Source organism: Porifericola rhodea, from assembly GCF_030506305.1.
Classification (GTDB): Bacteria; Bacteroidota; Bacteroidia; order Cytophagales; family Cyclobacteriaceae; genus Catalinimonas; species Catalinimonas rhodea.
Map to the genome: position 1 here is coordinate 2,395,660 of NZ_CP119421.1, position 12,222 is coordinate 2,407,881.

12 protein-coding genes and 1 riboswitch are annotated in these 12,222 nt (G+C 39.4%); of the genes, 9 read left to right on the plus strand and 3 right to left on the minus strand.

What is annotated here, in order from left to right:
• Positions 1-28: 28 nt before the first annotated feature.
• Positions 29-586, minus strand: a complete 558-nt coding sequence (locus tag PZB74_RS09880; RefSeq protein ID WP_302242430.1) for an outer membrane beta-barrel protein — start codon at positions 584-586, stop codon at positions 29-31.
• 145 nt (positions 587-731) lie between these two features.
• Positions 732-1,871 carry a radical SAM family heme chaperone HemW gene (gene hemW, locus PZB74_RS09885; RefSeq protein WP_302242431.1) on the minus strand — a complete coding sequence of 380 codons (1,140 nt, stop codon included), beginning with the start codon at positions 1,869-1,871 and terminating at the stop codon, positions 732-734.
• A 185-nt stretch (positions 1,872-2,056) separates the two neighbouring features.
• Between hemW and PZB74_RS09890 the strand changes: the two genes are divergently transcribed.
• From PZB74_RS09890 to PZB74_RS09915, 6 genes are all read left to right on the plus strand, one after another.
• Complete coding sequence (locus PZB74_RS09890; RefSeq protein ID WP_302242432.1) at positions 2,057-3,559, plus strand: pyridoxal phosphate-dependent decarboxylase family protein; 1,503 nt, start codon at positions 2,057-2,059, stop codon at positions 3,557-3,559.
• The gene (gene pnuC, locus PZB74_RS09895; RefSeq protein ID WP_302242433.1) at positions 3,549-4,124 is read left to right on the plus strand and encodes a nicotinamide riboside transporter PnuC; all 576 of its coding nucleotides are present in this window, start codon (positions 3,549-3,551) and stop codon (positions 4,122-4,124) included. Before PZB74_RS09890 ends, pnuC begins: the two co-directional genes overlap by 11 nt.
• A gap of 1 nt (position 4,125) precedes the next feature.
• A complete protein-coding gene (locus tag PZB74_RS09900) occupies positions 4,126-4,635 on the plus strand; it encodes an AAA family ATPase (RefSeq protein ID WP_302242434.1) in 510 nt (169 codons plus the stop codon).
• Positions 4,636-4,661: 26 nt separating this feature from the next.
• A riboswitch (TPP riboswitch) is annotated at positions 4,662-4,761 on the plus strand.
• 54 nt (positions 4,762-4,815) lie between these two features.
• Positions 4,816-7,110 carry a TonB-dependent receptor gene (locus PZB74_RS09905; RefSeq protein ID WP_302242435.1) on the plus strand — a complete coding sequence of 765 codons (2,295 nt, stop codon included), beginning with the start codon at positions 4,816-4,818 and terminating at the stop codon, positions 7,108-7,110.
• 318 nt (positions 7,111-7,428) lie between these two features.
• Positions 7,429-7,743, plus strand: a complete 315-nt coding sequence (locus PZB74_RS09910) for an ABC transporter substrate-binding protein (protein WP_302242782.1) — start codon at positions 7,429-7,431, stop codon at positions 7,741-7,743.
• A 105-nt stretch (positions 7,744-7,848) separates the two neighbouring features.
• Positions 7,849-8,121: a hypothetical protein gene (locus PZB74_RS09915; protein ID WP_302242436.1), complete on the plus strand. Its 273-nt coding sequence runs from the start codon at positions 7,849-7,851 to the stop codon at positions 8,119-8,121.
• 6 nt (positions 8,122-8,127) lie between these two features.
• Here PZB74_RS09915 and PZB74_RS09920 read toward each other — a convergent pair whose 3' ends face one another.
• Positions 8,128-8,301 (minus strand): hypothetical protein, encoded by a 174-nt coding sequence (locus PZB74_RS09920; RefSeq protein WP_302242437.1) that lies wholly within the window; start codon positions 8,299-8,301, stop codon positions 8,128-8,130.
• Here PZB74_RS09920 and PZB74_RS09925 point away from each other — a divergent pair.
• The 3 genes from PZB74_RS09925 (at position 8,300) to PZB74_RS09935 (ending at position 12,189) form a co-directional block, all read left to right on the plus strand.
• Positions 8,300-9,997 carry a POTRA domain-containing protein gene (locus PZB74_RS09925; RefSeq protein ID WP_302242438.1) on the plus strand — a complete coding sequence of 566 codons (1,698 nt, stop codon included), beginning with the start codon at positions 8,300-8,302 and terminating at the stop codon, positions 9,995-9,997. The genes PZB74_RS09920 and PZB74_RS09925 overlap by 2 nt on opposite strands.
• 127 nt (positions 9,998-10,124) lie before the next feature.
• Positions 10,125-11,276 (plus strand): DUF4271 domain-containing protein, encoded by a 1,152-nt coding sequence (locus tag PZB74_RS09930; RefSeq protein ID WP_302242439.1) that lies wholly within the window; start codon positions 10,125-10,127, stop codon positions 11,274-11,276.
• A 127-nt stretch (positions 11,277-11,403) separates the two neighbouring features.
• Entirely contained in the window at positions 11,404-12,189 is a 786-nt protein-coding gene (locus tag PZB74_RS09935) for a uroporphyrinogen-III synthase (protein ID WP_302242440.1), read from the plus strand.
• Positions 12,190-12,222: the final 33 nt, after the last annotated feature.

The following is a 12,222-nucleotide window of genomic DNA, read 5'->3' on the forward strand; positions in this document are numbered from 1 at the left end:
GACCTTTTCGCTTCATATAATTAGACTACTAAAATTTAAATGTAAAGCCCAGGTTAAGGGGTATAAATTTTATATCCTGCTTAATCTGAAAGTCACCAATAGGTATAGTTTCGTTTAAGTACATAATGTGATACTGTGCACTGGCAAAGAAATCTATCTTCTCATTTACCGGATACAACAGACCAAGTGTTGGCGCAATTCCAAAGTATTGCCGCGTAGTGTTAAAGCCCGCTGCGTCAATTTTAAGGTGGTACATTCCTCCTTCTATTCCAATGTAAGGCCTAAGTGTGGTAGCAGGTAATAAATACTTTATTGAGGTAGTTACCGGAGTAATTGCAAAATCTACTGCATTTATATTGATGCCAAAAACTTCCGCATTGTAAAGATACTGCCCTGCCGATGCTCCTATCCTCAGTTTATCATTAATAGCATAGTCAAGGTCTAATCCGTAGCCGAAACCATTTCCGGCAATATTATCAAACAGGCCCTGAGGCATAGCAAATCCAACACGTGGTGTAATTGATACCTGGGCGTGGGCCGTAGCCATAATCCCAAGCAGGCATATAGTGAAAATTATCCTTTTCATAGCAAAGATATTGTGGTTTGTATAAGAATGAAATACAATCTTACATAGGCAACATCTGTGCTAAAAAATGATTGTAAATAAAAAATCGCATGATTTTTGTTAATATATATTTGTAAGTGGTTGTAAATCAATTGTTTAGAATTTTTTAATTAATTTCTTCCACTACAAAAAGATCAGAAGCAATACGATCTGCCAATAATTTACCTTTATTCGTCAAAATTAGTTGCTCTTCTTGCAGCACTGCTTGTCCCTCTGCAATCAGTTGATCCACATAGTTTTTATTAAGCAAATAAAGATCATACTGAAAAGACTCTTGGAGCTTTTGTAAGTTACACCCCCATTTGGTACGCAAACCTGTCATAATCAATTCATTAATCTGATCTGTTTTGCTAAGTTCATCTACGGCAAAAGGTATCTTATGCTCTGCCAAACTCTTTAGATACAAAGCATTATTTGATACATTAAACTGTCTGATGCTGCCATTAAAGGAATGGGCTCCGGGACCTACGCCTAAATAGGGTTCGCCTCTCCAGTAATTACTATTGTGCCGAGAGTATTGGTTAGGCAGGCAAAAGTTTGATATTTCGTATTGCTCATAACCCCGATCAGCAAGTGTTTGCAGCAATATTTCAAACTGTTCGGCAGCAAAATCTTCCTCTATCTGGTTAAGCTTACCCTTCTGTAGCCATTTACCAAATACGGTTTTGTCCTCTATCGTCAGGCAGTACGAAGAAATATGCTGCGGATGAAGTGCTAAAGCTTTTTGTAAATCAGTTTGCCAGATACTATGATCCTGATAAGGAATGGCATAAATAAGGTCTATACTAATTTGGTTAAGGCCTATCTCCTGCGCCTGCAACACACACCGTTCTGCTTCTGCTGAGGTATGGGCACGGTTCAGAAACTTTAGATGCGGTTCATAAAAGGATTGTATGCCTATACTCAGTCTGTTAACCCCACTGCTTTTTATTTGCTGTAGTTTAGTCTTGTCAAGATCGTCCGGGTTTGCCTCTAGCGTAATCTCTGCTTTTTTGTCTACTGCAAACAGTCGGTGAATGGTGTCCAGCAGGCTGCTAAGTTCTGCCTCACTAAGTAAAGAAGGTGTGCCCCCACCAAAATATATTGTGTCTAGTTGATGAGTGCTGAGATAATCTTTTTGCAAAAGCAATTCCTGCTTTATCGCCTCTACCATCTCATTTTTTTTGCTGGTATTGGTGCTAAAATGAAAATCACAATAGTGACAAGCCTGCTTGCAAAAGGGAATATGTAGGTATATACCTGCCAAATTTGTCGAATATTAGAAAGTGAAATACTAGATAAGCTGACTAGAATTACGTTTACAAAACTAATGAGCCCACCAGACTGCAACATTAGAAACAATAACAATAGAACGGCAAGAAGTATAACATTATCCCTGAAAAAAACTTTCAGTAATTATCTACTTTTGCGGCACTACAAAATAGATAGCGTATGCACGACCTCTTAAAGGACGCTTTTGACGCAGAGAAATTTCGTCAGCAGGGCCATCAGCTTATAGATATGCTCGCTGACCATTTAAATGCTGTCCAGCATGGAAATGCCCGGCATGGAAATGCCCGGCATGGAAATGCCCAACATACGAATAGCCCGAATGGTAAAACTCAGCAACCAGTGATCTCCTGGCATAAGCCCGAAGATGAACTTGCATTTTGGGAGCAGGATTTAGCTAAAGGGCAGGGAGATGCTTTGGATCTATTCCGTACAGTAATAAGCCGCTCTATACACCTGCACCATAATAAATATATGGGACATCAGGTTGTGCCTCCCGCCCCCCTTGGTGCTTTGGCAAGCCTCTTAAGCTCTTTTCTAAACAATGGTAGTGCTGTTTATGAAATGGGAGCAGTATCCAATGCCTTGGAAAGAGTGGTTACTCAACAGCTTTGTCAGCAGATAGGGTGGCAGGAGGAGTCCGGAGGAATACTAACTTCGGGGGGGACACTAGCTAATCTAACTGCCTTGTTAACTGCTCGTAGAGTAAAAGCTCAAGCTAATGTTTGGGGAGAAGGTATGGGGCAAAAGCTGGCACTCATGGTATCTGCAGAAGCGCATTATTGTGTAGACAGAGCCGCTCGCATTATGGGATGGGGAAGCGAGGGTATCATCAAAATTCCTGTAAATGATAAGTTTCAGATGCGCACCGAACTTTTAGAAGAGCACCTGGCAAAAGCTAAAGCCGATGGACTGGAAGTGATTGCTGTAGTCGGTAGTGCGTGTACTACCTCTACAGGTGCCTACGATAATCTGGTAGAGATTTCGGACTTTTGTACTAAAAATGATTTGTGGTTTCATGTAGATGGAGCCCATGGCGGCGCGGTCATCTTTTCAGATAAATACAGGCATCTGGCTAAAGGTATAAATCTGGCAGACTCTGTAGTTATTGACATGCATAAAATGCTGCTGGCTCCCGCTTTAACTACCGCTCTACTCTACCGAAAAGAAGTAGACTCATACCGCACTTTTGCCCAGCAGGCTCAGTATCTATGGAGTAGTCAGGAGGATCAGGAGTGGTACAACATGGGCAAAAGAACTATGGAGTGTACCAAACTGATGATGAGCGTAAAAGTATATGCTCTTATTAAAACCTACGGTACATCGCTGTTTGATAAGTACGTAAGCCGACAATATGACTTAGGAAAAAGTTTTGCTGAGCTAATTAAGAAAAGAGCCCTATTTGAGTTAGGCATAGAGCCAAGTACAAATATTGTTTGTTTCCGTTATAAAGCAGCCGACGTAGGTGAAGATAAAGTAGATGAACTAAACTCGTATATCCGCCAAGCCCTGGTAGAGCAGGGAGAGTTTTATATCGTACAAACTCGCTTAAATAATAAAGTCTATCTTCGTACCACTTTGATGAATTCTAATACTACCGAAAAAGAGTTAAACGAACTGCTAAATCGTATAGAAGAATTAGCGCAGCATGCCTATGGAGATTAATTACATTGAGTTGTTCGCCTTAATTTTTGGCGTTCTGTCCGTCTGGTTCAATACCAAAGAAATAGTATGGGGTTGGCCCTGTAGTATTGTTGGAGTAGTGCTTAGTGGTATACTTTTTTATGACTCAAAACTATACTCAGATTTTATATTACACATCTTCTACTTCGGTTTAGGTTTTTATGGCTGGTACGAGTGGTTGTATGGCGGCAAAAACAAAACAGAGCTAAAAGTAGGTATGCTATCTAAATCTCGGCTGCTTGTATTAATGGTGCTCGGTAGTCTGGGAGTTATAGGTATTGGTTATTCTTTTGCCACTTTTACAGATGCAGATCTGCCCTACTGGGATGCTTTTACAACTTCGTTCAGCTTTGTAGGTACTTATATGCTTGCCCGAAAGAAGCTGGAAAACTGGGTACTATGGATAGTTGTAGATGCTGTAGCAGCAGGTATTTATTTTTACAAAGAACTTTATCTGCTCTCACTACTTTATTTCCTCTACCTCGGTCTGGCCAGCTATGGTTTTTTCAATTGGCGTAAGTCTATGCGCAAAGAACAAATGGCCTGATATGATACTGAAGATCGTAACTACCGGTGCCGAATCTAGCGGAAAAACAAGTCTGGCTAAAGCTCTGGCTCAGGCTTTTAACGAACCCTGGGTGCCTGAATATTCCAGAGATTACATAGATCAACTCTCTCGACCATACCGGCAGGAAGATCTCATTGAAATTGCGAGAGGGCAGGTGGTAAGGGAAGGTGAGTATGCGCGAAAAGCCAAACAGATGTATTTTTGTGATACCAGCATTGAGGTAATTAAGATATGGAGCGAATACAAATACCAAAACTGCGATCCTCAAATATTGGAACTGTTTCAAAGTAGAAAAGCTGACCTATACCTGCTCTGTGCTCCTGATGTTCCCTGGGAATATGACCCACAGCGCGAAAACCCCAACGATCGCGAAGAATTATTCCATATTTATAAGTCAGTACTCAAAAACGAAAAGCATTTTGAGATGTGGGGTGAGCATGAAAAACGTCTGCAGGAAGCAATTCTACATATAGAACGTTTAATTCCTTAACATTTCGCTCATAGTTTCGTTCTTGCTATAAAATAAAGGGGTGCCCTTACCATTCAGGGCTGAGATTATACCCATTGAACCTGATCCTGGTAATGCAGGCGAAGGGAAGGTATAGTAAATAAAATATAGGATGCTATCCCCTGGTATCCCATTTACTAACACCATTAAGTTTTTTAAATCATGCGTATGTATGTATTGCCACTTTTGGTAGCACTATTGCTAGCGGGTGGAGCCTGGGCACAGGTAGAGGTAAGCGGTAAAATTACAGATGCCGAAACTAATGAGTCTCTTGCTGGTGCAAATATCATTGTGGTGGGCAGCAACAAAGGTACTGTGAGTGATACTGAAGGCAAGTATACGATCACGCTAGACAACACGCCTGCCACCCTTAGCGTGAGTTTTGTAGGGTTAGAAGAAAAAAGAATAAGTATAGAGCAGTCCGATGGTCAAATTACTTACAACTTTGCGCTGAACCCATCTCGCTCTTTAGAAGCTGTTATGATCAAGGCAATCCGTGCGGACCAGAAAGCACCAGTTACCCAGAAAACAGTAGACAGAGAAGAGATTGAAGAAATTTATGTAGGGCAGGATGCTCTTTTTGTACTGGAAAGAAAAACTCCTTCCATACTATCTTACTCAGAATCGGGTACCAACCTTACTAATTACGGGCAAATGCGTTTACGGGGCATTGATCAGACCCGAATCAACATCACCCTCAATGGGGTTCCCCTTAATGATATGATAGACCAGGGGGTATTCTTTTCTAATTTTACAGATTTTGGCAACAGCATTGAGTCGGTACAGGTTCAGAGAGGTGTAGGAACAAGTACCAATGGAACAGCCTCCTATGCTGGGTCTATCAACTTTGAGTCTGTAAATTTACGTGATACGATTGCAAGTGCTGAAGCACAATTGTTAGCAGGTTCTTTTAATACCTACCGGGCAAGTGGCGAAGTTAAAACAGGCCTTCTCCATGATAAGTTTGCCTTCTATTCACGCTTTACACGTACTACTTCGGATGGCTATCGTAATCATACAGGTACTGATGCCTATTCTTTCTTCTTCTCTGCTGGCTACTTTGGTGAAAAAGATATGGTGAAAGTCACCGGTTTTACCGGAAGAACTAAAAATGACTTAGCTTATCTGCCGGTGGCCCTGCCAGATATTGAAGCAGACCCTAAAACTAACTATGTATCAGACAACGATATAGACAACTTTGGGCAGCATCTGGTACAACTGGAGTATACACGATTTTTGAGCCGGAACACATCTCTGGTATCATCGCTCTACTATGGAGGGGCCGGAGGTAGTTTCCCTGCCGGATTTCCTGATGATAATGGAGACTTTATGCAGATAGACTATCCTTTGTATAATAACCATTATGGCTTTATGAGCTATGTAAACCATAGCTCTGATAATCGTCGCTGGGATATTAACGGAGGTCTACATTTATATACCTTTCAGAGAGAAAATATAGAGACGGTTATACCAAATTTTAGCTCGCCTTATTACGAGGACAAATCGCGTAAAGATGAGTTCAGCCTGTTTGCAAAAGCTAGCTACGAACTCGGAAATTTAATCCTTTTTGGAGATTTGCAATTTCGAGCAGTACAATTGGACATGACTCCTGATGAAAACTTTTTGGGGCAGGAGGCTAGTATACCCCTTAGAGAATGGACTTTTTTAAACCCGAAAGTAGGGGTTACTTATGAGCTAAATCCTACGCTAAACTTTTATGCCTCATACGGAAGAAGCGGAAGAGAGCCTACTCGTACTGATATTTTAGGTTCTACACAGATCAATACTCTAAACCTGGCAGATGCACAAGACCCAGATGCTGTAAAGGCAGAGTATGTTAACGATTTTGAAGGAGGAGTGCGCATTAATAACAACGTGCTCACGGCGCAGGCAAATCTCTTTTATATGCAGTTTGAAAACGAAATAGCTCCTATTGGTGAAGCTATTCCTGAAGGTTTTATACAATTGCGCAAAAATATGCCTAGCAGCTATCGGAGAGGAATAGAAGTAGATTGGGAGTATCGTCCTGCATCAAAGATATCTGTTGGAGGAGATGTCACTTATATGCAAAGTCAGATAGATGAATATGCACCTGAAGATGCAGATCAGGTATATACGGATGTAGAGCCTATTATCAGTCCTGAGTGGATAATAAATGGAAGCCTAGAGTATCGCCCTACTACCTGGTTGGCAGTGGCTTTGAGCCCTAGATACGTGAGCGAATCTTATCTGGAGCCTACCAATCAGGAGAGTTTAGTATTACCGGAGTATCTCATATTAGATAGCCGCGCTACCTTTTCCTTAGGTAAACACTCACTGAGTTTACAGTTCAATAATATGTTTGACAAGCAGTATTATAGCTACGGACAGCCTGTAACCTATAATGGAGCCTTAGTTCCAGGTTATTTTGTGCAGCCTCCGCGTAACCTCTATGCCATACTCCGTTTACGATTTTAAATAAGAGACTTTTCTGAATCAGAAAAAAGCTACTTCAAAAGCTAAATAAAAAGGCTTGAGTCAAATTAACAGTTAAAAGTTTTGCTGTAGTAGCTCAACTACTTTTTATAGCGGGGGTAGCTTTTTTTATACTAATCTTATGAAACTGAAATTAGCTTTAGACTGGACACCTAATACTCTGCACGCTGGAATCTTACTTGTCAAGTATCAAGGATTTTATGCGTAAAGTGGTCACGAAATTGAAATTATAGATCCCTCAGCGGATAACCATATCCTTACACCGGCAAAAAACTATCAAGAAAAGAAGTAGATAGTGAAATAGGCCCATCAGAAAGTGTATTTAGCTACAATACACAAAAAACACCAATACCTTTAGTTGCTATTGCTGGCAACCTGCAAAAAGATACCAGCGCTATTATTAGTTTAAAAAGCCACGGAATTGAACGCCCCGCTAGCATGGATGGGCGAAAGTTTGCGTCTTATGATGCTCGTTTTGAAAATGATGTTGTAAGACAAATAGTCATAAACGATGGAGGAGAGGGTAAACTGAATATCAGTAACCCACCTATGTTTAGTATGTGGGATAGCCTGCTGACAGGTGATGTAAAAACGACCTGGGTTTTACTGCCTTGAGGGGGGAGCAAAAGCAAAATTTGAGATGAAGGCTTAGGTTATTATTCGTTTCAAATAACTGATTATTAGATACCATACGGCTATTCTCTATTGTTAATAAGTAATGTGGAGCTGATTCCTGAAAATACGGCTGAAGTTTTACACCAAAACGTAAAGGAGCCTGAGATTAGAAATAAAGACTTTTTAAGAGCTACCTTAAAAAGGATAAGACCCGCTATTTTATCTGAAAGGCGGTGGGGATTTATGGAAGGTGAGCGTTGGATACAGTTTATTAATTGGATGATTGATCATCGGATTTTGAAGGATGTAGAAGTTGTATTTTTAGACTATGAGCAGGTAAATACCTCTACACTTTATACAAATCAGTTTTTCAAATAGATTTATTTAAATCTGTTGTTGTACGATGCAAAGAATGTGCATTGTAATTCCATTTGCTTTCTTACATGGCAGGTCTACGGGGCTGCCTTTTTTGTTTTTAAACCATTTTTGAGAGAGTTTTGTCTTTGCAGAATTAATCTGGATAGAGATGATAATCAGGATTTTATGCTTATTGTCCATGTTTACCCTACTGTGTAAAGCTGGGCAATTACAAGCGCAATTAATTCTGGAAACTTCAGCTGAAGATCAAAAAGTAATAAGGCGAAATTACTCGCCCAAAGACAAACCTTTAGATAGTCTTGCTGCGATTCAAGAAGCTACACAAGTAGTTTCTATGCTTCAAAAACAAGGCTATTTAACAGCTCATTTTTCTCAGCTACAAAAGCTAGATAGTACTTTATGGAAGTTACAATTCAATGTGGGGCCTAGGTTCCAGTGGGCGCTATTGCAGGTAGGTAATCTGGATCAGGCAATGCAGGAGCAATCGGGTTTTAGAGAAAGGCTGTTTCTTAATGAACCCTTCTCCTATCAGGAAATAGCTCAAATGTTTGAGGAAATACTTGAAGCAGCTGAAAATAAGGGTTTTCCCTTTGCCAGTATACGCCTGAATGAGATAAGAATTGTGGAAGAAGAAGTAACGGCTAGCCTCTTGTATCAGCCCGGACCTTTCATTACTTTCGGGGAGTTGCACGTAGAAGGTACCCATAAAATAGACCCTGCCTTTCTGGCTACTTTTCTCAAAGTTGAGCCCTCAGGAGTGTATAGTGAGAAAAAAGTTAAGCAGATTGAAGCGGCCATGGCAAGTCTTTCTTATGTTGAGCTGGTCTCCCCTCCAGAAGTACGCTTCCAAAATGATGAAGCGGAAATCTACCTTAATCTGAAAGAGAGGAAGGTAAATCAGGTGGATGGTCTAATCAATTTTTTGCCTAATGAAAATGAAGGTGGTAAGGTATTGCTTACTGGCAGCGTAGAGATACTACTCAACAATCTGATGCGAAAAGGAAGGCGCCTTCACTTTAAATGGCAACGTTTACAACTGGAGTCACAGCAACTCAATATTGCATATGAACACACTTATCTTTTTCGCTCCCCGCTACAGGCAGCAATTTCTTTCAGTTTGCTAAAAGAAGATACACTTTACATCAACAGAAACCTGCAATTTGCTTTGTCATATCCTTTGCCTAAGGGCAGTATGATAAACTTAAGAAGTGAGCTTCGTAACAGCAATATTCTAAGCGAACTACAGCCAGGAGTGAAAAGTAGTTTCGCTGAAATTAGAGATTTTAGTCTGCTAAACTTTTCTATTGGTCTACATTTTAACAGACTCAATAATGTAGTTTTTCCTACTAATGGGTGGCAGTTAATAACAAATACAGGTCTTGGCAGAAAAAACAGCCTGACAGAAAAAGGTGGAGCGCTAATTAGCTGGCAACCTTTCTCAGAATTGTCTTTAAGTCAATATCATAAATTAGGAGGTCTGGCTTTAATTTATCATCGCCTTTCTGGAGTTTTTGTACACGGAGAGCACCTTTACTTAAACGATTTGTACCGACTGGGAGGAATTCGCACATTAAGAGGTTTTACGGATAACTTCTACTTTTCCGCTTTTTATGGTTTATCAAATCTGGAGTTTAGATTATTGTTGGAAGAAGAAACGAATACCCAGTCTTATGTGTATGCCTTTTATGATCAGGCTTATTTAGGACATAGCTTAAGTGGCGATTATAATTTGTCTCCTTTAGGTTTTGGGTTAGGACTTAGCCTATCTACTGATCTGGGAATATTCAATATCGCTTATGCCATAGGTAAATCAGACTATGAGAGTATAGATTTTAGTACTTCAAAAATTCATTTTGGTTATATCAGCCGTTTTTAAAAAGTATTTGGTGCCTCATAGTCAAATTTATTACATAAACACTCATGTATGAAAGTGCTGAACCTTACATTTGCGGTACAATTACTGCTGCATTAGGCATATAAAAGGCTAGCTGGTTTAAAATTATATGAGAAAATCGTTCTTCGTTTTTATTTTATTTTCCTTCCATTTCAACCTATTAGGTGCTCAACTTCCTCAGGAAGAGTGGCAGTCTAAGTATGAAGCAATTAAAGATTTAAACAGGGAGTGGATTACTATTGATGATAACGATCGTTATGTGCCCTACATTAACAAAAAAATGACGAATGTACCACTTATAGGTGTGGTATTAAATACTAAGCGCTATAGTAGTAATGATTTTCTTATTTGTGCTCCTGCTAATAGTGCTGTACTTATAGAGAAAAAAATCTCCTCCTACTTTCAGGAAGAAGGTTGCCTGGTACTAGATATTGATAGCCTCAGAGCCAGCCACGGAAAAGAAAATATCTTGATTTCTGTATATCAACCACAAAAAGACTTTGAAAGTATAGGGTTGTGGGTAGTACAGGATAAAAAAGATATGACTTCTCTGGCTACCAATCTTTCTCAGATAAGAGAGATGTCTATTCTGCAAGATTATTTTACAGCAGGCATTTTAATACTTTTAGTATTATATGCTATTCTTATCAATCAATACCCCCGTATTTTTAGAAACCTGTATGACTTGTCTAGAGTTTTCTCTCTAAAGATTAGAGAAGATAATAGTAGAATACGCTTAGTTAATGAGGCTCATGTAATGTTCCTGGTGCAACATTGCTTTTTAATAGCTTTTCTGTTTATCATGTTGGTCTCTACTACTAATCTAATAGAAGTTAGCATACCCTATATAAATTTTGAACCCAATTCTTTTGGAGGATATATGCTCTTATGGGCTCAGGTAGCTTTGCTCGTGTTGGCAACTATTTGGCTTAAGTATATTATCGTAATGTTGTTTGGGGCACTCTTCAAGTTAAGGCAATTGCGCTCTATCTATATGCTGGATTACATGCGTATGTCTTTGATTTATAGTGCTTTCCTGTTTGCATTACTAATTGTTGTATTTGCAGGAATCGGCTACTACAATGACAGCTACTTTAATGTGATTATTTATCTATTTATACTCCTGGCAAGTGTGCGGGTTATCGTTCTGTATTTCAGGCTTTTCAGAAATGCTTCATTTAGAAATGTGTATTTATTTTCGTACATTTGCATCGCAGAAGTCATACCCTTATTAGTAGGCCTTGAAGTACTAGTTATTTAGCTTCCTTAGCTTAAGGTAGGAATAATGCAACAGAATTAATATGGTTTTTTCTGTGTTTCCATTAAGAGTATTATTCATAAATACAGCCCATTATATAGAACTTTACTTTTAAAAAATAGGTGTAAGTATGAGCGAAAGCACGATCAAAAATCCCAAAGAAAGATTATACAAAGTAGAAAGTATACTCGTTTCTCAACCAGAACCACAAAATGAAAAGTCACCTTATTACGATCTTGCCCAGAAATATAACATTAAGGTGGACTTCAGACCATTTATTGAGGTAAAACCCGTGAATGTTAAGGATTTCAGAAAGCAAAAAGTAGATATTCTCGACCACACGGCTATCATTTTTACGAGCAGAAATGCTATTGACCATTTCTTCAGCATCTGTGCTGAGCTTAAAATTGAGATGCCTGCCGAGATGAAGTATTTCTGTATTTCTGAGCAAACAGCTAATTACCTTCAGAAATATATCGTTATCAGAAAAAGAAAAATCTTTACTGGTTTCCGTACCGCTCAGGATCTGATAGAAATCTTGAAAAAGCACAAAGGCGAGAAGTACCTCTTTCCTTGTTCAAGCATCAGAAAGAACGATATTCCGGATTTTCTTGAGAAAAATGCTTACAAATTCAGCGAAGCAGTAATGTATGAAACCGTAGCAGCCGATCTATCAGACCTTGCTGATGTAAACTATGATATTATCGCATTTTTTAGTCCGTCAGGCATCAATTCACTTTTTGTAAACTTTCCTGACTTCAAACAAAACAAAACCCGTATTGCTGCATTTGGGCCAACAACTGCAAAAGCAGTAGAGGAAGCAGACCTCTTTTTAGATATTCAGGCCCCTATGCCCAATGCGCCATCTATGACTGGTGCACTTGAAGCTTATATCAAAGAGGCAAACAAACAGTAAAGTTTTTCAATTGGATTATTGTATGCAGCGGTA